The sequence below is a fragment of the Pseudomonas frederiksbergensis genome (assembly GCF_001874645.1).
Classification (GTDB): domain Bacteria; phylum Pseudomonadota; class Gammaproteobacteria; order Pseudomonadales; family Pseudomonadaceae; genus Aquipseudomonas; species Aquipseudomonas frederiksbergensis_B.
On record NZ_CP017886.1, the window covers coordinates 4365512 to 4387500 of the forward strand.

Annotated in this window: 17 protein-coding genes, 4 tRNA genes, 2 pseudogenes and 1 riboswitch (1 of these 24 cut by a window edge); of the genes and pseudogenes, 15 read left to right on the forward strand and 8 right to left on the reverse strand. The window is 56.4% G+C overall.

Going from position 1 to position 21989, the window contains the following annotated elements; translation table 11 throughout:
- Positions 1-12 precede the first annotated feature (12 nt).
- Positions 13-1023 (forward strand): succinylglutamate desuccinylase, encoded by a 1011-nt coding sequence (gene astE / locus BLL42_RS20860; RefSeq protein ID WP_071553779.1) that lies wholly within the window; start codon positions 13-15, stop codon positions 1021-1023.
- A gap of 154 nt (positions 1024-1177) precedes the next feature.
- On the opposite strand, the gene BLL42_RS20865 is transcribed toward astE, so the two are convergent.
- Positions 1178-1687 carry a 6,7-dimethyl-8-ribityllumazine synthase gene (locus BLL42_RS20865; RefSeq protein ID WP_071553781.1) on the reverse strand — a complete coding sequence of 170 codons (510 nt, stop codon included), beginning with the start codon at positions 1685-1687 and terminating at the stop codon, positions 1178-1180.
- Positions 1688-1807: 120 nt separating this feature from the next.
- Positions 1808-1979, reverse strand: a riboswitch (FMN riboswitch).
- A 216-nt stretch (positions 1980-2195) separates the two neighbouring features.
- On the opposite strand from BLL42_RS20865, the gene ltaE reads away from it, so the two are divergent.
- From ltaE to BLL42_RS20900, 7 genes are all read left to right on the forward strand, one after another.
- On the forward strand, positions 2196-3200 hold the full coding sequence (gene ltaE / locus BLL42_RS20870; RefSeq protein WP_071553783.1) for a low-specificity L-threonine aldolase: 1005 nt from the start codon (positions 2196-2198) through the stop codon (positions 3198-3200).
- Between the two features lie 146 nt (positions 3201-3346).
- Positions 3347-5968: an alanine--tRNA ligase gene (alaS, locus tag BLL42_RS20875; RefSeq protein WP_071553785.1), complete on the forward strand. Its 2622-nt coding sequence runs from the start codon at positions 3347-3349 to the stop codon at positions 5966-5968.
- A gap of 90 nt (positions 5969-6058) precedes the next feature.
- Positions 6059-7300, forward strand: coding sequence for an aspartate kinase (locus tag BLL42_RS20880; RefSeq protein WP_071553787.1), 1242 nt, complete (start codon positions 6059-6061; stop codon positions 7298-7300).
- Positions 7301-7486: 186 nt separating this feature from the next.
- A complete protein-coding gene (gene csrA / locus BLL42_RS20885) occupies positions 7487-7675 on the forward strand; it encodes a carbon storage regulator CsrA (protein ID WP_003178872.1) in 189 nt (62 codons plus the stop codon).
- Between the two features lie 62 nt (positions 7676-7737).
- Positions 7738-7828 (forward strand) — tRNA-Ser (locus BLL42_RS20890).
- Positions 7829-7936: 108 nt separating this feature from the next.
- Positions 7937-8013 (forward strand) — tRNA-Arg (locus BLL42_RS20895).
- Between the two features lie 72 nt (positions 8014-8085).
- Positions 8086-8162 (forward strand) — tRNA-Arg (locus BLL42_RS20900).
- 19 nt (positions 8163-8181) lie between these two features.
- Here the strand turns inward: BLL42_RS20900 and BLL42_RS20905 are convergent.
- Entirely contained in the window at positions 8182-8694 is a 513-nt protein-coding gene (locus tag BLL42_RS20905; RefSeq protein ID WP_071553789.1) for a DUF4124 domain-containing protein, read from the reverse strand.
- A 319-nt stretch (positions 8695-9013) separates the two neighbouring features.
- On the opposite strand from BLL42_RS20905, the gene mgtE reads away from it, so the two are divergent.
- The gene (mgtE, locus tag BLL42_RS20910) at positions 9014-10456 is read left to right on the forward strand and encodes a magnesium transporter (protein WP_071553791.1); all 1443 of its coding nucleotides are present in this window, start codon (positions 9014-9016) and stop codon (positions 10454-10456) included.
- A 164-nt stretch (positions 10457-10620) separates the two neighbouring features.
- On the opposite strand, the gene BLL42_RS20915 is transcribed toward mgtE, so the two are convergent.
- The gene (locus tag BLL42_RS20915; protein WP_003178899.1) at positions 10621-10947 is read right to left on the reverse strand and encodes an Arc family DNA-binding protein; all 327 of its coding nucleotides are present in this window, start codon (positions 10945-10947) and stop codon (positions 10621-10623) included.
- Between the two features lie 389 nt (positions 10948-11336).
- Here BLL42_RS20915 and phnN point away from each other — a divergent pair, with 389 nt between their 5' ends.
- The 4 genes and pseudogenes from phnN to BLL42_RS31125 all read left to right on the forward strand — a co-directional run bounded on the left by phnN (position 11337) and on the right by BLL42_RS31125 (position 14948).
- Complete coding sequence (gene phnN, locus BLL42_RS20920) at positions 11337-11921, forward strand: phosphonate metabolism protein/1,5-bisphosphokinase (PRPP-forming) PhnN (protein ID WP_071555811.1); 585 nt, start codon at positions 11337-11339, stop codon at positions 11919-11921.
- A 192-nt stretch (positions 11922-12113) separates the two neighbouring features.
- A tRNA-Arg gene (locus BLL42_RS20925) sits at positions 12114-12190 on the forward strand.
- Between the two features lie 240 nt (positions 12191-12430).
- The gene (locus BLL42_RS20930) at positions 12431-14284 is read left to right on the forward strand and encodes a phospholipase effector Tle1 domain-containing protein (RefSeq protein ID WP_071553793.1); all 1854 of its coding nucleotides are present in this window, start codon (positions 12431-12433) and stop codon (positions 14282-14284) included.
- An 11-nt stretch (positions 14285-14295) separates the two neighbouring features.
- A pseudogene (locus tag BLL42_RS31125) lies at positions 14296-14948 on the forward strand (DUF2931 family protein).
- Between the two features lie 424 nt (positions 14949-15372).
- Here the strand turns inward: BLL42_RS31125 and BLL42_RS20940 are convergent.
- The 3 genes and pseudogenes from BLL42_RS20940 to BLL42_RS29290 all read right to left on the reverse strand — a co-directional run bounded on the left by BLL42_RS20940 (position 15373) and on the right by BLL42_RS29290 (position 17625).
- Entirely contained in the window at positions 15373-15924 is a 552-nt protein-coding gene (locus tag BLL42_RS20940; protein WP_071553795.1) for a GNAT family N-acetyltransferase, read from the reverse strand.
- 13 nt (positions 15925-15937) lie between these two features.
- Positions 15938-16396 (reverse strand): hypothetical protein, encoded by a 459-nt coding sequence (locus BLL42_RS20945; protein WP_129586969.1) that lies wholly within the window; start codon positions 16394-16396, stop codon positions 15938-15940.
- Between the two features lie 10 nt (positions 16397-16406).
- Positions 16407-17625, reverse strand: a pseudogene (locus tag BLL42_RS29290) (IS3 family transposase).
- Between the two features lie 1184 nt (positions 17626-18809).
- Here BLL42_RS29290 and BLL42_RS20960 point away from each other — a divergent pair.
- On the forward strand, positions 18810-19004 hold the full coding sequence (locus BLL42_RS20960) for a hypothetical protein (RefSeq protein ID WP_236721918.1): 195 nt from the start codon (positions 18810-18812) through the stop codon (positions 19002-19004).
- Between the two features lie 360 nt (positions 19005-19364).
- The gene (locus tag BLL42_RS20965) at positions 19365-20114 is read left to right on the forward strand and encodes a hypothetical protein (RefSeq protein ID WP_071553803.1); all 750 of its coding nucleotides are present in this window, start codon (positions 19365-19367) and stop codon (positions 20112-20114) included.
- A 39-nt stretch (positions 20115-20153) separates the two neighbouring features.
- Here BLL42_RS20965 and BLL42_RS20970 read toward each other — a convergent pair whose 3' ends face one another.
- Positions 20154-20957: a hypothetical protein gene (locus BLL42_RS20970; protein ID WP_071553804.1), complete on the reverse strand. Its 804-nt coding sequence runs from the start codon at positions 20955-20957 to the stop codon at positions 20154-20156.
- Positions 20958-21797: 840 nt separating this feature from the next.
- Positions 21798-21989 carry the end of an ester cyclase gene (locus BLL42_RS20975; RefSeq protein WP_071553806.1) on the reverse strand. It continues 231 nt past the right edge of the window, so 192 of the gene's 423 nt are visible here — the last part of the coding sequence; its start codon lies off the right edge, out of view — the gene reads right to left on this strand; it ends in the stop codon at positions 21798-21800.

Consider the following 21989-nt stretch of genomic DNA (forward strand, 5'->3'; position numbering starts at 1 on the left):
GGAATTCGCTCTATGCTCGCCCTCGGCAAACTGCTTGAACTGACCCTCGCCGGCCGTGAACCGGCGGAGAAGACTCAACTGACTGTCGAAGGCGTGCGGATGCGCTGGCTGAGCGAAGGTGCGCTGGAAGTCCGGCCACCGGAGGCTCGCGACAATGGCCTGGACTTGCTGTTGTCGGCCGGCATCCACGGTAACGAAACAGCGCCGATCGAGTTGCTCGATCGCCTGTTGCATGACATCGCTCGCGGTGAATTAAAGCCGCGCGCACGTATTCTGTTCCTGTTCGGCAACCCTGAGGCCATGCGCCACGGCGAGCGTTTTATCGAGCAGGACGTCAATCGGCTGTTCAACGGCCGTCACGAACTCAGCAGTGGTTTCGAAGCGCTGCGCGCCTGTGAGCTGGAGCGTCTGGCGGCGAGTTTCTTCAACCTGCCGGACCGCGACCGTTTGCACTACGACCTGCACACCGCGATCCGTGGCTCGAAAATCGAGCAGTTCGCGCTGTATCCCTGGAAAGAAGGTCGCCAGCATTCCCGTCATGAACTGGCTCGCCTGCGTGCTGCCGGCATGGAGGCGGTGCTGTTGCAGAACAAGCCGTCCATCGTTTTCAGTTCGTACACCTACGACAAGCTCGATGCCGAGTCTTTCACCCTTGAACTGGGCAAGGCCCGGCCGTTCGGCCAGAACGAAGGGGTTAACGTCTCGCGTCTTGAAACCCTTTTGAAGCAGATCATCGAAGGCTCCGAGCCCGAATTGGCAGAAGAGAGCCTGGAGGGTTTACAGCTGTTCAGCGTGGCCCGGGAAATCATCAAGCACAGTGACAGCTTCCACTTGAACCTGCCGGCGGACATCGAGAACTTCTCGGAGCTGAAAAAAGGTTATCTGCTGGCCGAGGATATCGCCCAGACCCGCTGGATCGTCGAGGAGGAGGGGGCGCGAATCATCTTCCCGAACCCGAAAGTCAAAAACGGTCTGCGCGCCGGTATCCTGATTGTGCCGACCACCGGCGAAGACCTGGTCTGATCCAGGCACCGATCTAATCTGGGTGCGGGCAAGCCCGCTACGCCGATGACGTAACCCTGTAGGAGCTGCCGCAGGCTGCGATCTTTTGAGGGCCTGATGGGGCCGCTGAAGATCAAAAGATCGCCGCCTGCGGCAGCTCCTACGGGTTCGGTGTTTACACGGCTACCGCGCGAGGCTCGCTACGACGCAAGGCACGCATCTTGTGCAGTGTGTCGGCGCAGGTCTTTGCCGCTTCCTGACCCTTGTGCACGAAGTGCTCGAAGAAGAACTTCTGGTGCTCGTCGCCAGCATGGAAGTGGTGCGGGGTCAGCACCACCGAGAACACCGGCACTTCGGTTTCCAGCTGAACCTGCATCAGGCCGCTGATCACCGACTGGGCGACGAATTCGTGACGGTAAATGCCGCCGTCAACCACTAAACCTGCAGCGACGATACCGGCATAACGGCCGGACTTGGCCAGCAGCTTGGCGTGCAGTGGAATTTCAAAGGCGCCGCCGACTTCAAAAAAATCGATATCCGATTCCTGATAGCCCTGAGCGACCATTTCGCTGACGAAGCCCTTACGGCTTTGATCAACGATTTCCTTGTGCCAGCACGCCTGGATAAACGCTACGCGCTCGCCTTGGTGGTTTTTGCTTTTGCTATCGATTGCGGTGGGTTGCATCTGTTCTGACTCCTGTTTGTGTGAAAAACAGGGCGTTATGAATCGAATGGGATTTAAGGGTACGCGCAGGTCAGACGTGCAGTGCATGCGCCTTGCCCACGGACGGCCCTTTGGCGCCAATCCCGTTCTCTCTTCATCCGGACTATGACCGTCGGCCCCGGGATCACACCGGGTCTGCTGACCTTGCTGCCGCCCATCGCCGAAGCTGTCGGTGACACCAAGCGCTCGCGGGCTATGCGCATTGCGCGCAATTACCGCCGGTGGGGAGTTGCACCCCGCCCTGAGAACGTTTTGCTGCCAGATTTTCTGGCGGCGGAGAGTTTTTAACACATATTGGTGGGCTGCGTATCGCTGCTTGCTGATGATATTCATCGGTTTTTCCGTTGGCTTGAGCAGGCTTTTCATGGCTCGGGTCTTGATTAATCGCGGCGTTGGCCGCAGTAATCCCCTCTGAAAGAGATTTCCCTTATCAGCAGCGACGTTAGCGTCCTATTCCGAGGCCTGATTCATGAGCGTTATCGATCTTCGTAGCGACACCGTCACCCAAGCGACCGCAGGGATGCTCGACGCGATGGCCAACGCGGCCACCGGGGATGACGTCTATGGCGAAGATCCAACGGTCAATCACCTTGAGGCTGAACTGGCCAGGCGTCTGGGGTTTGCTGCGGCACTGTTCGTGCCGACGGGCACCATGAGCAACCTGCTGGGGTTGATGGCTCACTGCGAGCGCGGTGACGAGTACATCGTCGGCCAGCAGGCGCACACTTATAAGTACGAAGGTGGCGGGGCCGCGGTGTTGGGCTCGATCCAGCCGCAGCCACTGGAAGTTCAAACTGACGGTTCGCTGGACCTTGCTCAGGTGGCGGCGGCCATCAAGCCGGACGACTTCCACTTCGCCAAGACCCGTTTGCTGGCGCTGGAAAACACCATGCAAGGCAAGGTGTTGCCGCTGGAGTATTTGGCGCGGGCTCGCTGCTTTACCCGTGAGCACGGTCTATCGCTGCACCTGGACGGTGCGCGGTTGTACAACGCAGCCGTCAAGTTGGGTGTCGATGCGCGGGAAATCACTCAGCACTTCGATTCGGTATCGGTGTGTCTGTCCAAAGGCCTCGGTGCACCGATTGGTTCGGTGCTCTGTGGTTCGGCCGAGTTGATCGGCAAGGCCCGGCGCCTGCGCAAGATGGTTGGTGGCGGTATGCGCCAGGCCGGTATCCTCGCGGCGGCAGGCTTGTATGCGCTGGATCACAACGTGCAGCGCCTGGCAGATGACCACGCCAACGCGCAGTTTCTGGCTGAAGGCCTGCGAGCGGCGGGGTATGAAGTCGAACCGGTACAGACCAATATGGTCTACGTGCAAATGGGCGATAAATGCGATGCGCTCAAGGCGTTTGCCGGTGAGCGCGGGATCAAGCTCAGCGCCGCCTCACGCTTGCGCATGGTCACTCACATGGACGTCAACCGGGCACAGATCGAACAGGTGATCGCGACTTTCGTCGAGTTTTCTCAAAACTGAAGGTGTTAGCCGTCCAATTGACTGTTTGTATCGTACAAACACACTGTACCTGGTCACTAACGCCGATATAATGCGGCCCTTTGCCGTCGCTTCGTCTGTTGACGATTCGCACAGGCCTTTGGCCGCAGCCTCCGTGGAAGAACCTAATGAAAAGCGCAGAAATCCGTGAAGCCTTCCTTCGCTTCTTCGAAGAGCAAGGCCACACCCGTGTAGCCTCCAGCTCTTTGATTCCGGGCAACGACCCAACCCTGCTGTTCACTAACGCGGGGATGAACCAGTTCAAGGACTGCTTTCTGGGCCAGGAAAAGCGCGCCTATACCCGCGCCGTCAGCAGCCAGAAGTGCGTTCGCGCCGGTGGCAAGCACAACGACCTGGAAAACGTCGGTTATACCGCTCGTCACCACACTTTCTTCGAAATGCTGGGTAACTTCAGCTTCGGTGATTACTTCAAGCGTGATGCGATCACCTACGCCTGGACCTTCCTGACCTCTGACAAGTGGCTGAACCTGCCGAAGGAAAAGCTCTGGGTCACGGTCTACGCCAGCGATGACGAGGCCTACGACATCTGGACCAAGGAAGTCGGGGTTCCGGCCGAGCGCATGGTTCGTATCGGCGACAACAAAGGCGCGCCGTACGCGTCCGACAACTTCTGGACCATGGGCGATACCGGCCCGTGCGGTCCTTGCACCGAGATTTTCTATGATCACGGCGCCGACATCTGGGGTGGCCCGCCGGGTTCGCCAGAGGAAGACGGCGACCGTTACATCGAAATCTGGAACAACGTGTTCATGCAGTTCAACCGCACCGCCGATGGTGTGTTGCACCCGTTGCCAGCGCCGTCGGTGGATACCGGCATGGGACTTGAGCGGGTCAGTGCCGTGCTGCAGCACGTTCACTCGAACTATGAAATCGACCTGTTCCAGAGCCTGCTGAGCGCTTCGGCCAAGGCTGTCGGTTGCACCAGCGACAACCAGGCTTCGCTGAAAGTCGTGGCTGACCACATTCGTTCCTGCGGTTTCCTGATCGCCGACGGCGTGCTGCCGTCCAACGAAGGTCGCGGTTACGTGCTGCGCCGGATCATTCGCCGCGCGTGCCGTCACGGCAACAAGCTGGGCGCCAAGGGTAGCTTCTTCTATCAGATCGTTGGCGCTCTGGTTGCCGAGATGGGCGAAGCCTTCCCTGAGCTGAAATCCCAGCAGGCGCACATCGAGCGCGTGCTGAAAGCCGAAGAAGAGCAGTTCGCCAAAACCCTGGAGCAGGGCCTGAAGATCCTCGAGCAGGATCTGGCCGAGCTCAAAGGCAACGTGGTGCCAGGCGATGTAGTGTTCAAGTTGTACGACACCTACGGCTTCCCGATGGACCTGACCGGCGACATCGCTCGCGAGCGCAGCCTGACCATCGACGAAGAAGGCTTCGAGCGCGAAATGGAAGCCCAGCGCGTCCGTGCACGTTCGGCCAGCTCCTTCGGGTTGGACTACAACAGCCTGGTCAAGGTTGATGTGGCTACCGAGTTCACCGGTTACACCGCTCATAGCGGTTCTGCAAAAATCGTTGCTCTCTATAAGGGCGGGCAATCGGTCGACGTATTGAGCGAAGGCGAAGAGGGCGTGGTTGTTCTCGATCAAACGCCGTTCTACGCGGAATCCGGTGGTCAGATCGGTGACTGCGGCTTCCTTCAGGCTGGCGCTGCGCGTTTCGACGTGCGCGACACCACCAAGACCGGCGGTGCGTTCCTGCACCACGGTGTGCTGGATTCGGGCAGCCTGACCGTTGGCTCGCCGGTTCAGGCCCAGGTGGATGCCGACGTACGTCACGCGACTTCGCTGAACCACTCCGCCACTCACTTGCTGCACGCGGCATTGCGTCAGGTGCTGGGCGAGCACGTCCAGCAGAAAGGCTCGTTGGTCGACAGTCAGCGTCTGCGCTTTGACTTCAGCCACTTTGAGGCGATCAAGCCTGAACAGTTGAAAGCGCTGGAAGAAATCGTCAACGCCGAAATTCGCAAGAATTCCGAAGTTGAAACCGAAGAAACCGATATCGATACCGCCAAGCAAAAAGGCGCCATGGCGCTGTTCGGCGAGAAGTACGGCGACAGCGTGCGCGTACTGAGCATGGGTGACTTCTCCGTCGAGCTGTGCGGTGGCATTCACGCCAATCGCACCGGCGACATCGGCCTGCTGAAAATCATCAGCGAAGGCGGTGTGGCTTCTGGCGTGCGTCGTATCGAAGCGGTGACAGGCGCTGCGGCACTGGCGTACCTGAACGCTGCGGAAGAGCAACTCAAGGAAGCGGCCAACCTGGTCAAGGGCAGCCGCGACAACCTGATCGACAAGCTGTCGGCTGTGCTTGAGCGCAACCGTCTGCTGGAAAAGCAACTCGAGCAGTTGCAGGCCAAGGCCGCCAGTGCGGCGGGCGACGACCTGTCGGCTTCTGCACAGGACGTCAAAGGCGTGAAAGTACTGGCCGTGCGTCTCGACGGTCAGGACGGCAAGGCGCTGCTGGCGCTGGTCGATCAACTGAAGAACAAACTCGGCCGCGCAGTGATCCTGCTCGGCAGTGTCCATGAGGAAAAGGTCGTGCTGGTTGCGGGTGTAACCAAGGACCTGACTGGCCAACTCAAAGCCGGTGATTTGATGAAGCAAGCCGCTGCAGCAGTGGGCGGGAAGGGCGGTGGTCGTCCAGACATGGCGCAAGGCGGTGGCACTGACGCTGGCGCACTGGATGCTGCACTGGCCCTGACCGTGCCGTTTGTAGAGCAGGGTATTTAAGGCTGCGTGCCGAGCCCGTCGTCTAGTGGCGGGCTTCGTAGCTGTTTGAGTGATTAATGGGCGCCCTTCATGGGCAGAGGCGGCTTTGAAATGGCTTTGATCGTACAGAAATTTGGAGGCACCTCAGTCGGCACTGTCGAGAGAATCGAGCAGGTCGCCGACAAGGTTAAGAAATTCCGCGAAGCCGGCGATGACCTGGTGGTTGTGCTGTCTGCAATGAGCGGCGAGACCAACCGTCTGATCGATCTGGCCAAGCAAATCAGTGGCGACGATCAACCGGTTCCTCGTGAGCTGGATGTCATTGTCTCCACGGGTGAGCAGGTGACGATTGCACTGCTGGCCATGGCGCTGATCAAGCGCGGCGTGCCTGCGGTGTCGTACACCGGCAACCAGGTACGGATTCTGACGGATAGCGCGCACAATAAAGCGCGTATCTTGCAGATTGATGACCAGAAAATTCGCGGTGACCTGAAGGCCGGTCGCGTGGTTGTTGTCGCCGGTTTCCAGGGCGTTGACGAGCACGGCAACATCACCACCCTTGGTCGTGGCGGTTCCGACACCACCGGCGTGGCGCTGGCAGCGGCCCTGAAGGCTGATGAATGCCAGATATACACCGATGTCGACGGTGTTTACACCACCGACCCGCGCGTGGTGTCCGTGGCTCAGCGCCTGGACAAGATCACCTTTGAAGAGATGCTGGAAATGGCCAGCCTCGGTTCCAAGGTGTTGCAGATCCGCGCGGTCGAGTTCGCCGGTAAGTACAACGTTCCGCTGCGCGTACTGCACAGCTTCAAGGAGGGTCCGGGCACCCTCATTACTATTGATGAAGAGGAATCCATGGAACAGCCGATCATTTCCGGCATCGCTTTCAATCGCGATGAAGCCAAGCTGACCATCCGTGGCGTGCCAGACACCCCGGGCGTGGCGTTCAAGATTCTCGGCCCGATCAGCGCCGCGAACATCGAAGTCGACATGATCGTGCAGAACGTTGCGCACGATAACACCACCGACTTCACCTTCACTGTGCACCGCAACGACTACCAGGCGGCCCAGACCGTGCTGGAAAACACCGCTCGCGAGATCGGTGCCCGTGAAGTCGTTGGCGACACCAAAATCGCCAAGGTGTCGATCGTCGGCGTCGGCATGCGCTCTCACGCAGGCGTTGCCAGCCGCATGTTCGAAGCTCTGGCTAAAGAAACCATCAACATCCAGATGATCTCGACTTCGGAAATCAAGGTTTCCGTAGTGATCGAAGAGAAGTACCTGGAATTGGCTGTGCGCGCTCTGCACACGGCTTTCGAACTGGACGCACCAGCCCGCCAGGGCGAGTGATGCGTTGCCCAAAGGGCGCGGTCAGACCGCGCCCTTTGTTTTTTTGAGTGGCGCGGCTGAAACCTGTTCTTTTGCTCGTGCTGGTCAATACTTAGGCGTGTAGGGCTGCGATCGTTCTGGTTGTAGGTCGAGCGCCTTTTTTTTGCAGACTGTTGTCCCTGAAATGAAATGCGTGAGGAGAAAGGTATGCTGATTCTGACTCGTCGGTGCGCAGAAAGCCTGATTATTGGTGATGGCGAAATCACCGTGACCGTGCTCGGCGTCAAAGGAAATCAAGTGCGTATTGGCGTTAACGCGCCTAAAGAGGTGGCTGTTCACCGTGAGGAAATCTACCTGCGGATCAAGAAAGAGAAGGACGACGAACCAAGCCATTAATTTTTATCGTTTTTTATGTTTGCAAACGGGGAAAAGGTTGGTTAAGATACGCCCCGTGTTGCGGAGAGCTGGCCGAGTGGCCGAAGGCGCTCCCCTGCTAAGGGAGTACACCTCAAAAGGGTGTCGGGGGTTCGAATCCCCCGTTCTCCGCCATTATTTGTTTAGTACGTTGTAATCTGGCTTCTTCGGTAAGTTGTTGAAATTACTAGAAAAAAGCGCTTTACAAAAAGATTCAACGGCCTATAATGCGCGGCAACAAATGCACTCGTAGCTCAGCTGGATAGAGTACTCGGCTACGAACCGAGCGGTCACAGGTTCGAATCCTGTCGAGTGCACCATTTAAGGGTTGTTTGCAGTAATGCAGGTAACCTGGCTTCAACCAGTTGTGATCTGGTATAAAAACACAAATTGCACTCGTAGCTCAGCTGGATAGAGTACTCGGCTACGAACCGAGCGGTCACAGGTTCGAATCCTGTCGAGTGCACCATACACCAAAAAGCCTGCGTCTAACGCGGGCTTTTTGCTGTCTGGGATTTGCCTTTTACGCATCCCTTCTCATCGAACACGATTTGCGCGCTCCGGCCTTTCTTGCTGTCGTAGCGATAATTCGTCGTCGCGTTTCGAATGCTGATCTTGTCTGGTTTGCCCAGCGCGCTTTCAACTTCCTGCTGGCTCATGCCGGGAACGATCCGCTGATTGATGATTGCTTCGCGCCGCTCCTTGGCGCTGAGCAGATTTCCGCATTTGTCATTCATTTGGCCGACAACGGTCGGGTCTCTCGGTGTGCTTTTAATACCTGATGTTTCCTGATGCTTGGCGCTGGGGAGCATTGCCTCGGATTTGAAAACGCTTGGGCTGTAAATGTTCAGTCGCGACAGTGCCTCTCCAGGAGGGCAGCTCAGCGTCGTGTAGGTGATGCGGCCCTTGGCGTCTTCGCATCGATGCACAGTCGTTGCAGTGGCCTGTAGGGGCAGGCAGAGTAGGGTGATCAGCAGGGTTACGAGTTTTATCCTGGGCATTGGGCGTCCTCCATGACGGTCACGATCAAGGGTAGTTGCTACATTTTTCAGCAGGGTGTGTTTTCTTTTCAGGATGAGTCGTCGCAGTTTCATAGATGCGGACAGCGCTCAGGTTTGTCTCGCAAGCGCTTGTTCTGGGCCGGTTTTTTTAACGTTTAAAACCGCCAGGCGGTGTATGATTGCGCCCGTCAGCCCCGCCGGGGCTTGTGGAATACCTCCATGGACTTACCCAGTAGTTACTCAGCATCCCGTTTTACCAATCATGAATTGACTGATTGATCCTTCCGGCGTGCCCCGCTGCTGGGAGTGGAGTTCGCCTATGACTGAAGTTGAAGTAAAGAAAACGCAAGAAAGCTTGCAAGACCGCCTTGCTCAAGTCGTTGAGCTGCTGCAGCGTCAGCGGGTGGTCGAAGACCTGACTCATCGCCAGGAAGGTCATCATCACGATCTGGTCGAGAACCTGGTCCACCGGCAAAACCTCGTCGAGTTGCAACGCAAGCTCGATGATCTGCACTCCGCCGACGTTGCTTACATCCTTGAAGCCTTGCCGCTCGCCGAGCGTCTGACTGTCTGGCAGTTGGTCAAGGCCGAGCGCGACGGCGACATCCTGCTTGAAGTATCCGACTCGGTTCGCGAAACCCTGATTGCCGACATGGATGATCAGGAGCTCTTGGCAGCGGCCAAGGAAATGGATGCCGACGAACTTGCTGACCTGGCCCCCGAGCTGCCGCGAGACGTCGTCCACGAACTGATGGAAACCCTTGATGGTCAACAGCGTGAGCGCGTTCGCTCCGCGTTGTCCTATGACGAGGAGCAGGTCGGTGCATTGATGGACTTCGAGATGGTGACGATCCGCGAGGATGTCAGTCTTGAAGTGGTTCTGCGTTACTTGCGTCGCCTGAAAGAATTGCCAGGCCATACCGACAAGTTGTTCGTGGTTGACTATGACGGTGTGCTCAAGGGCGTGCTGCCCATCAAGCGACTGCTGGTCAACGATCCTGACAAGCAAGTCTCGGAAGTCATGGCCAGCGATCCGGTGAGTTTTCACCCGGATGAAGATGCCTATGATGCCGCGCAGGCTTTTGAGCGTTACGACTTGATTTCGGCTCCGGTGGTCGACAAAAACGACAAGCTCATTGGTCGTCTGACTATCGACGAGATGGTCGACCTGATTCGTGAAGAGAGCGAAAACGAAGTTCTCAACATGGCGGGTCTGCGTGAAGAGGAAGATATTTTCGCGTCAGTCTGGAAATCCTTGCGTAACCGCTGGGCCTGGCTGGCGATCAACCTGATTACCGCGTTTGTTGCGTCGCGAGTGATCGGGCTGTTTGAAGGTTCTATCGAGAAGCTGGTGGCCCTGGCAGCGTTGATGCCGATTGTTGCCGGTATTGGCGGCAACTCCGGCAACCAGACGATCACCATGATTGTGCGTGCCATGGCGCTCGATCAGGTCAGCACCGGTAATACTTCGCGCCTCATGCGCAAGGAGTTGGCGGTTGGTTTGATCAATGGCCTGGTCTGGGGTGGGGTCATCGGCGTGGTGGCCTACCTGCTGTATGGCAGTTGGTCACTGGGTGTGGTGATGACTGCCGCAATGACCTTGAACCTGTTGCTGGCGGCGTTGATGGGGGTTTTGATTCCGATGACCCTGGCACGTGTCGGGCGCGACCCTGCAATGGGCGCGAGTGTCATGATCACGGCCATGACCGACAGCGGCGGCTTCTTCATCTTCCTCGGGTTGGCGACGATCTTCCTGCTCTGAGTTTCTCTTGCGCGGTCCTGCTCAAGCCAGCAGGCCGCGCACCCTCATTTTCAATCTATTAGCATCATGTCGATGGCAGCTGAGCGTGTCGTTGAGTCAGCGATTGGCTGAATTTCAGGCAAAAAAAAGCCAGCACATGGCTGGCTAGAGCTTACGGGATGTAATCAGGAGGCGTCTGCAGCCATTTCGGCGTCATGGGCAATTAGCGAAACCAGTGCGTTTTGCTGGCGGTGGGAGAGTTGACGGAAACGTTGAAGCAGTTCGCGTTCGTGCAGTGACAGCTCGGGGCTGTCCAGACGCATGCTCAATTCTTCGCCCAGCGCGCCTTCCTGAATAAGACTCTGCTCGAGGCGCGCGATGATCTCGGAATTCATGCTGCGGTGATGATTGCGAGCCACCTCGGCAATGCGTTCACGCATCCCGTCTGGCAGACGTACGACGAACTTGTCAGCCGTACGGCTGGAATAGATTGCCTGTTTCAATGGGCGCATATATTTAACCGGTTAGTTCAGGGGAGCGGTTCTCGGAATTGGCCGCAGGATGTCATGTAGGACAGGCTTCGTTACCAAATGTTCAACCTGAATTGATAAGAGGCCCGCATCATGCCTCAAAATTGCCAGATCATTGGCGTCAATTCTGTGACAAATATTGAACTGGAAGCAGGCGTTATGCCAGCACCATTTATCAGAAATGCGGACTGGTTTGAAAACAGTTACCGGGCCCGTACATCTGACCGCGTCCTCTTTGCCCGTCAGGTGGGTGCTTGAGCGCTTCTGAGCGTGCATGCTATGCGGAGACGATCTTCGTTCCTTACAAGATACAGAATAGTGGCAAATGGCCGATTTACTAGGGCAAGCATGTAATGGGGGGTGAAATAGGGATGCGCGGCAGACTTATTTATTTGATGGGGCCGTCCGGCTCCGGCAAAGACAGCCTGATCGATGCGGCCCGCGACTCTTTGCTTGGCCTTGATTGCGTTGTGGTGCGCAGGGTGATTACCCGGTCGGCTGAGTCAGTCGGTGAAGACGCTATGGGTGTTACTACGGAGCAATTTGCTCAGATGAGGCGCGAAGGCGATTTTGCGCTGTGCTGGCGCGCCAATGGGCTTGATTACGGCATTCCGGCAGAGATCGATCGCTGGTTAAGTGACGGCCGCCATGTACTGATCAACGGCTCAAGAGGTCATTTGTCTGAAGCTATGACGCGTTTTCCGACATTGTTGCCCATATTGCTGACGGTAAAAACCGATGCCCTGCGCAAACGTCTTGAGCGGCGAGGGCGGGAGAGCGCTGAGGAAATCGAAGCCCGACTTGAGCGCAATGCCCTGTTTTCAACGGATGCTGCTCGGGAAGACTCGGAAGGGATTTTTCAGTTGGACAATTCTGGCGAGCTTTCCACTGCTGTCGACAGCTTGCTGGCTCTATTGACGCGAGAGGGTATCAGCGCAAATGCGGATCGAATTTGATGCTGCGATCGAGGCCGCGTGACGCATTGAATAAAGTGTTCAAAAGGTTCGGCAGTCTGGAACACTGCTTACGCTCATCGAAGCTGGCACTTGCCTACACTTAATAAGCCCTACAGACGACATGACAAAGCCGGGCTTGCCCGTTAAGATGCACGCCGTCCTTCGCGCCGCATGTCCTTGCGGCCGGCATGTGTCTCAGTAGCTCAATTGGATAGAGCATCCCCCTCCTAAGGGGAAGGTTGGCAGTTCGAACCTGCCCTGGGACACCAATATAATCAGGTAGTTAGCACGATTGCGCGCTAACTTTCTCGATCTTTCCTCCCTCCTAGTCCCCACTTCTCCAGGTGTTAAGACTTTGACTGTCAGCATTCAGTGGGCGTACGCAGCTGAATGGCCTTGTTACAAGTTTTTTCATCCGATTGAGCAACATTTCAGATTTTTCTGATTGTCAGGACTTTTCGTTGTCGGCATGGTCCAACCCCTTCAATGTGCTGATATGGAGGTCGGCAATGTCCGGCAAACCCGCTGCCCGCAAGACCGATACCGTCAGTTGCCCCCGCTGTGGCGCAACTGCAATCGACTCAGGCTCTCCCAATGTGTTTTTCGATGGTCTACCCGCAGCCCGGGTAACTGACTGCACCACCTGCGGTAGTGTGCTGACTATGGGGGCCATGTCCTCGGTGAAAATCAATGGTCAGGCCTCCCTGGTCATTGGCTCGCAAGGCACTCATGGCGACACCATCACCGGTGGGTCGTCGAGCATTATCATCGGCAACAATTTCACGCCTGCGCCGGTCTCTCCCGTTAGTCCGATGCCTGCTCATCTGGTTGAACCCTCCAGCTACGTACCCACCGTCTCCGCACTGACGCCTACGCCAGAGCCAGCCGCTGTTGTGGATAACTCCGGCTTGGAGGAAGAGGAAGAGGAGGAAGAGCTTGAGGAAGAGAGTTCTGTCGGGATCACCCTGCGCATTGGCGTGTTCTTCGATGGCACGCTGAACAACGCAAACAACGGCGCATTGGGGCTGCTGTGTGGCGCTAGCCACCCCATCAAGCCCGAAGACCTGGATGCGACCTGTAAACCGTACATGAGTGATCCGGACAGCAGCTATGCGAATGATGAGTCGAACGTCAAGAAACTCAGTGATTTGTATTTTTCCCCTGAAGAGATTCAGGACGAAGGAGAACAGCACCAATTTTTCCAAGCCCTCTACGTCGAGGGGATAGGCACCTCATCCGGCCAGGCTGATAGCCTAATGGGGGCCGGTATGGGGCGCGGCGCAACTGGGGTGAGTGCCAAAGTAGAGGACGCCTTTCGTGAAGTCATGAGGACTATTCGCAATTTCACCCAAACCAACCCGGACTCTAAGATTGTCAATCTGACTTTCGACACCTTTGGTTTCAGCCGGGGCGCAGCAGCTGCACGGCACTTTGCCAACGAAGTGGCGCTGGGACAGAAAGGCCCACTGGGACAAACTATCAAGATGTTTCGTCGGGCGTTCCACGAGACTTTCGGCGGTGAATACCAGCAAGATATCCAAATGGGCTTTATCGGATTGTTCGACACGGTGGCGTCGGTTGGTGGCCTGGCCAATCTTGGCTATGTGCGTAGTCAAAAAGCGCCGTGGCTCAATCTCTACCTTCCTCGCAGCATGTTTCCTAATGTTGTCCAATTGGCTGCCAGGGATGAAATCCGCGCCAACTTCCCCCTGACCCGCGTGAAAGCCGACCATCCCGAATACACGGTGCCTGGTGTGCATTCGGACATTGGCGGCGGTTACTTTCCTGAGGGCAATGAATGCCTGCTGGTCAGCCCGATGCAGGCGCTGGATGTTCCCGTCACTACTGACGTGAAGTACACGTCGATTTATCGGGATGCACAACAGGTGAAGGCTCAGTGGGTGGCCAATGGCTGGCCGGCCGAGATGCTAGAAATCGTGACGCCGTATGTTCGTGGGTTACCACCTTCTGAGCAGGACCGTTTGAACCCTACCAAGCGTGTCTATGCGGCGTTGCAGCTCAAGCGACCAGTACGAGGTGAGCTGTCGCGGGTTTACCTGCGGGTGATGTACGAGTTGGCCAAGCAGAAGGGGGTAAGGTTCGATCATCTCGAAGACTCAGACCCGCGCTATGTCGTATCGTCCGAACTCCAGGCGCTTTGTGACCGCTTTGTCGCGGGTGACTACAGCACGACACCAGCCGAAGAGCAGTTGCTCAAGCTGAGGTATATTCACACTTCGGCCAACTGGAACCCTCCGACGATTCTGCAAGGCTCAATTCCGCGCACCAGTGCGGGATTACTCTATTTTAATGCCCCCACCACGGACGGGATCCGCGTGCAGCATCCCCATGTACCCGACTAGGAGTCACGAACGTGCGAACACTATGGATCTTGTTGGGGGCATTGTTGCTGAGCAGTTGCCAAGCCTCGGGCGTGTCCTGGGGGCACTCGGGCCCGGACGCGGGGCCGTGGGCGCTAGGTTTTGTCACGCCTTACTCAATGGGTGGCTGGGTTGAGGATAGTGCCACGGTCGATGTAGATGGGAACCTGTACCGTGGGATTGGAAGCAGCGCTTCTGGAGGAAGAAAAAACGGCACTGATGGGGCCCGTGGCTGGGCAGTGACTGGAGCAGGCAAAGAAAGGTATGTGCGGGATGCAAAACTTCCGGTACGTATCTATGTTCGCTGGCAATCGGTGGTCGAGCCGCAAACCTACCAAGGCTGGATTGAGGTACCGGAAAGTGCGCGGCAGGTCATGCGTAAAGCCTTGACCATGGATTGTCCAAGTATCCCCGAGATGGCTGCAATCCCGAAGAGAGCCTCTGTGCGGTTCGGGCTTGCACCGGGGGCATCGTGCAAGTCTGGGTGATGGATGAATGCCTGCGTCCGGTAAAAGTCGCACATGTTCAAGTCGAAATAGAGCCCAAGGGACCTGCTCTTGGACTATCCGGTGGGCGTTACTATCCCCAGACGGAGGCTTCCAAACAGTATGTCGAAAAGTACGGAATCCCCTACGGGAGCTGGTAAGTCACTGCATGTTTAGCCTGCCAATTGGCGGGCTTTTGCTATCCGGTGATGGGCTCCACTTTTCCCGCCAGTCCCTGGCCGGAGCACTGGTGGGGAATCCCGGAAACAAAAAACAAGGGCCGAAACCCCTGCTGGTGTCACGTTACAGCTGCTGAAGGATCCTGATTGTTGACGCTGACGCCGAACTGACCCAACTGCCGATTCTAGAATGACCAACATCCTATCGTCGGAACCTCACCATGGGTAGTGGTTCAAGAAGAGTCAGATTGGGTCGGTGACATATCGGCACTAGGGGCAATCCTGCGTCGGCGGCAACATCACAGGTCAATACAAAGCGCCATCCATGAGGTCGTGGGTGAGGTGATCCTTTGCAAGTGACGCCCTCCGGCCAGCGGCCCAAACAATGGATTGCGCCCACCTCGAATCAATGGGAGGTGTCACGAGGGTTGATCAACGACCTCAGCGTATGGTCCTCCCAGGCGCCAGCAATTTTCAGATAGGCTCGCGCATGTCCTTCCTTTTCGAAGCCCAGCGACTCCAGAAGTCGTTCACTTCGCACGTTGCTTGGCAAGTGATTGGCCATGATCCGGTGCAGGCCCATCTGCTCAAAGCAGTAACGGTTGGTGACCTGAAGCGACTTTTTCATCAAACCCTGGCCTTGGGCACTTTCTGCCAACGAAAAGCCAAGATTACATGCCTGGAAAACGCCTTTCACGATATTCGTGTAGTTACACCGCCCTAGCACCTCTCCGCTCTCAGGTTCCAGTATGAGGAAAAAAATAGAGCCTCCGGCTTGCATGCTTTCCACCTGCAGCTCGACCTTGGCCCTGGCGCTTTCAATGGTGAAATACTGCTCGTCCCTCAGGGGCTCCCAGAGCTGCAGGTGCCTGCGGTTCGCCTTTTCGTAGAGGTTAATCAACTCAAAATCGTCACGTACCATTGTTCGAAGGGAAAAGCCTTCACCCGAGTATTCCATACACCCTCCAGGTTCATTCATAGCCAAGTTTGACCGCGTAGCCGCGAAGAAATAGCACGGCGGCAAGCGATGCACTCAGGATGGTCAGGATAAATATTTGAAGAAAGATAGTATCCGGCGGCTCGACGCCCTTACCGCCAACTGTCAGATAAGCGGAGTACGACGCGTAGATGAGTAAAACGAAAACCTGGACCAAGCTGTACACGGTTGCCCGAAGGTTCTCCGGTACCAGTTCCAGAAGCATGGACTGTATGACACTCTGTCCTGGAGTAAAACATGCCCGGAACAGCAGAACGAACATGAGCACGGATATAATGGAATAACCCTGGTAGTAGGCCAGCAACATGGACAAGGCAAGCACTGCTTGGGCGCCCAGCGAGAGAAAAAGCACATTGCCAGGTTTCGACTGATCCGAGATTAGAGATGCGGCCCAACCTTTAGGTCGTGGACTTGCCCCTATAAAACCGGACACCAACTCCCCGTTAAATTGATGCTACTGCGAAGCGCCTGAACTCCCTCGGCGAGCGATAGTTCAAGGCGCTGTGCGGATGCTGCTCGTTGTAATGTTCGAAGGCAATGGCCAGGTTACGCAGCGCCGTTTCTCGATCCGGCTTGGGCATGTGCGCCACGTAATCCCGTTTGATCGTCTTCACGAAGCTCTCTGCCATGCCGTTACTCTGTGGGCTGCGCACTGGTGTGGTCACCGGCTGCAAGCCGATCTGTCGAGCAAACAGGCGCGTCTGTTCGGCGGTGTAGGCCGAGCCGTTATCGCTGAGCCACTGCACCGGCGTTGCAGGCAGTTGATCACCGAAGCGCTTCTCCACGCTTTCCAACATCAAGTCGCGGATGTCATCGCCGCTGTACCCGGTCGGGCTGGCGACCCAGCCGATGGCTTCGCGATCACAGCAATCCAGGGCGAAGGTCACGCTCAGTTTGGCGCCGTCCTCACAACGGAATTCAAAGCCGTCCGAGCACCAACGCGTATCACTGGTTTGCACCGCAATACGGCCTTCGTGCCGACGGGGCACGCCGGGCTGTTTGATCCGGCGTTCAAGCAGCAGGTTGTGATCACGCATCACCCGGTAAACCCGCTTCACGTTGATCGTGGGCAGCAACTGGGTTTCACGGGCGCGACGCAGCAATCCCCAGACTCGACGGTAGCCATAGCTCGGCAGTTCGCTGACCTGCTGCTGGATTTCGGCCACCAACTCAGCGTCGTTCACAGGCCTGCTTCGCCGTGTCTTGGGCGATACCGATTGCTTGATTCGAACCGTTAATTGCGAGCGCGCCACACCGAGACATTCGCTGACCAGCTTCACTGGTCGTCCCCCGGCAACAAGGGTGAGTGCGCAATCCATTTTCGCGACCGGGCGATCTCCACGGCTTCTTTGAGGATTTCCGCTTCCATCGTTTTCTTGCCCAACATCCGTTGCAGTTCACGGATCTGCTTGAGCGCATCGCTCAGCTCGGAGGCAGGCACGACTGCTTCGCCGCGCTGACCGCCGACAGGCTGCCGTCCTGATACAGCTTGCGCCACAGGAATAACTGGTTGGCATTGATGCCGTTGCGCCGAGCGACGACCGACACACTTTGCCCTGGCTCAAGGCTCTCGCGAACCATGGCCAACTTTTGCTCTGGGCTCCAGCGGCGCCGCCGCTCCTGGCCCAAAAGCTCCCCACTCTTATCGTTGCTGTTAGTCATAAACATAACCGTTTGCCTATCCCTTATCGTAAGGGGGAAACGGTGTCCTGTCTTTCATGGGGCTCGTTCAGGTCGTCAGCACCACACCTTGAGTCGATTTCAAATCTGGCCAAGTTGGAAGAGCTAGGTCACTACTCCGTTGCAGGGTAGTGCGGATCGAGCGCTCTTCCTCTACTTGAGGAGCACCCTTCACTGGGGGAAGTTGGATTTCAGATCCGACATAGATTTTAGATCCAGGTGGTGGCCAAAGTCCGATTGCTGGACATTGGACCTGGCCTCCCATTTCGGTAGGGCAGGTGTCGCGACACGTTTTCGTGATTCGCAAAATGTGTCGCGTGAGGGGGTATTTTGGACAACAAAAAGCCCGCATGCGGGCGGGCTTAAAAGATTACGAGGGAGCAAGCGTAATCTGCGCTCAACTCTGTGAGGGCTACGTGAAAAGGATGTCGCAGAAACGAAAGTTACACACTGGGCCAGCGCAATTTTTCGCAGGCTGACCTCTAATTTCGGTAGGGCAGGTGTCGCGACACGTTTTGCGAATAATGAAAACGTGTCGCGGACAATGTCGCCACGCGAAATAGCCGATCTCGTTAACGTCAGACACAACGATGTGGTCGCAGCTATCGAGCGCCTTTTCGCCAAAGGGCTTTTACGATCGGCTCGTAAAACCAGCCGGGATGCAACTGGGGGCAAAGTGATGGAGTCTCACTCTGGTTTGATCTGGGCACAATTCTGTCTCAGGGACAGAGTTGGATGGGGTAGCGCTTCACGACCCCATGGCTCAAATGTGAGCCATGATCACAATTAAATCGCACCTGCTCCAGCCTGCTGTCAGGCCTGGCCAACGTTAGATAACGGTGGGTTAACGTTATTGGGCGGCGGGGCGTCTCCACACTTTTGTGGAGTCGGGCGATCCGGTTCGATTGGGCTATGGCTGATACGTGTCGGTTACGTTGCCCGATGGGGGCCGTATCCAGGTTGTTACTTTACCGGGCTTGTTGTCACTTCTGCGGCGCTCGGCAGGCCAATAGAGTAATGCCTTCAGTGTGTTTGCAGGGCCATGGGAGCTTGTCGGCACTGTTCTCCACTGACCCCCCAATCACGGAAGAGGTGACACGATGAATGACAATAAGAGCTTCGTAATAGTTAGAAAAGGAGATAAAAGTGCCCCGTCGGAAAAGGACATGAGGGTAGCTATGGTCGAGTCCGGTGGAGAGCCGGGTAAGGTGACCGGAGACAACGAAAGCCGAAAGCTGGAGTTTACCGGCAAGGTCACTCACAACACCTATGAGAACAAGCTGATCGTGGTTGCCAATGGCAAACGAACCAGCTGGAGCTTCGATTGGTACGACGCCCGGGTGGGTAACCCTGCTCAATGAGTCCACGGTGGGGCGGTCGAAGGGCCGCCCTGCTGTTTCCCCTCACGCGTCCCCTACCGAAGACAACGTCCGGTGTCCTCCCCCATTGATACAACACCGTTACGCAGGCTGTTACCTTCCTGGCCGGAACAGAACTCATGACTGTCCCGACTGTAACGCCAAGACACTTTGCCGCTCTGCGCCCTCTGCCTACAGTGAAGTCGTCAATGTGCTTACAGGGTTGTGACACATCATCGGCGCCACCCGCCTCCCACCAGTGGAGGCATGGAAGAACTGTCACGGGTGCTACCTGATCGCTTGTCGGATTCGACTCTCGTTGCCCATTGATTGACTAACACACAAACAAGACAGAGGGACAACATGAGTAAGTCAATCGCTGTGAGTAAGCAAAACCAGCAACTGCACGATAACGTTCAGGAGGCCGTCAAGGAGATCTTGGGCGCCACCAAGGCCCTGGGCACTGTCGAATACGCTAAATTGTTGACGTCGACACTGGCGGCAGCCACCAAGACGGTCACTATCAGTATCGCCGATAAGGACTTTATCACGCTCAAAAATAGCGGCTACAAGCTGTGCTTTGCTAAGAAGGTCGGTAATAACGATTTCAACGTGGTCTGGCAGTCCTATGACGATTACCTGAGTACCAACACCTTCACCTGGACGCCCCAGTATCAGTTGTTCGGCACCAACAGTTTCCTCGCCGGCGTGCAAGTTAGAGCCCAGACCAAGGCAGTCAACGTCGGCCTAGGACAGCAGGTGGTGCTCGGCAGCACCGGTTTGATGGGTAAGGCGACGACCGGTGGCCCTGCGACCGCCATTACCTTGGTGAACGAATACCGTCCGATCCACCCCGGGGTTTCCCAGCTTTCCACCGGCATCAATAACGAACAAATCAGTACCCCCATCTACGTTGCCACGGCACCAGTGGTCACTGGCAACATTTCTTTGACCCCCGTCGAGACCATTCTCGTGTGGTTCGAACAGCGCGTGGAGACCAGCACTATGTTCAGCGACTCGCGTTCCATGTCGATCGAAATCGACATGACCGAGGAAAATGATGCGTCCCGCAACTATGCTAACGGTGCTTGGACTACGGTAAAAGTGGAATAATCGCGGTACCCGGGGCAACCTTGCGGTTGCCCCTTCTTCTCAGGAATCGTCACTGCTACCCCGAATGAAATATCCCGTCAGCGACCGACAGATGGATTCAGCTAGATCTTCCTGGGTGGCGATGCCATAGGGTCGATTGCGATCGAACTGCTCTGACCAGCGGATACGGCCCTGAGCGACATCGATCAGGCGCACGGAGGTCCGGACACGGGTTGCTTCCACCCGCACGCTGCCCTCCAGAGAATAGCTGCCGCATCCCGCCCGTTCCCGGGTAGGTGCTTTTACGCTGCTTTGTGGCACATTCATCAGTACATGGTTTGTACGGGGCTGCGTCTGTTCGAGTGACTCGAACAGCCTGCAGCTCAACTCTTCACTTAACCCCCGAGTAAAGTCGTCGCCATCACGGGTGATGCAGGTAAAGGGCTGAATCTGTAGGACTCGGTGGTGTGCGACGGTCCCCCGGGGCCTGAGCCGCTCGTACGCTAGTCGATAACAACCGGCCGGAACGCTCAGATGTACCGGGTCCTGTTGACCAAATGTGGCGTAATGACTGGTGAGCTTGCGCCGCAACCGGCCTACCTGCACCCGCACCACCGGATCGTCGCCGGTGCAGTAGACCGCAGGGTCACGGCGAAACACCGCGATGCCTATGGCGTGTTCTGTGAGGGGGATGCCCGAGAGTTGAAGGTCGTGCTCAGCCAGAAAACGCAGCAGGCTGCCCATCGTTCTGGACTTGGCGAACAACGGACTGGCTAGTAGCTGCGCCAAGACTCGCTCCATCTCTTCACGACTGAATGGCTCGGGAACATTGTCTGCACTCGAATTTCCAATGCGCTTGATCAAATTCGGCCTGCCTCCTTGCAGGTTGACGCCTGTTGCTCGCCACCTCAATGGCCATTCACACCCACCCGCGCATTGACGCGGGTGTTGAAACTGAAGTCATCCTTGGTTGACCACGCTCGGCCGGCCATAGACCGGTTCGAGCGCAGCCGTGTCGTAGCTTAGCAGTTGCAACAGGATGGGGCGGATGTTGGCGTGGCCGGAGCGATCCTTGTTGCCGGCCAGGGTGTGCAGGCCGCTGGATGATTACGGAGTCGGCCAATTCGATGCGCTAATCAGCTAAGTATTCAACCGATTGCTCTCGCTACGAGATATTCAGCTGCAATTCTGATTGGAGTCAGATTGCTTGGCCTATAATTTTGACGATATGCAGTGAGATTTCATGAGTGGCTGGCAATTAAGCGCACGGTGATGCACTCAGATTTGAGGGCGTTAGTCAGATGCGCTGAATTCTGCTCGTATCTCGTCCAAGCACCTGATGCGCTTAGATTTGAGCATACCGACGATGGCCCAGTTTTGGACCATCCCCCCCCCCCCCTTACGGATTTGAAATCCAAAAGGGTCAGATTTGAGATCCGACCCCTGGCCTGGCTGTAGGGCTATCCCTTCACCTTCAGTCTGAGGAAGGATCGGGCACTACGGAAGCTTCGTAGTGGAGATGCACTCCGATTTGAGGGTATTGGAGGCTAGCTTTCGTTTTCGTGCAAAAGCGGTTGTTCAACTATGGACTGCCCAGTTCTGGCTATTTAGTCAGTGAACTACAGCCTGGCGCAACACATTAAAATTGCGCCTGCCGCTTTGCTCGGGCTTTATAGTGACGAAACCGAGAGGCATGTAACAGCTTTAGTTGTATTGAAAAATGCCCAGTTGCTTGGCCATGAACAATTCATTACGCTCAACAATTTCTTCAACGACTTTTCCTTCATCATTAAAGCGGAAATAAGTCAGCGCGGTCCATGAAAGGTCTTTCCCTGCGACATCAAAGCCGTGCCAAGTATTAGACCCCTTGGCTTGGTGCGTCAAGGCCACTACCAC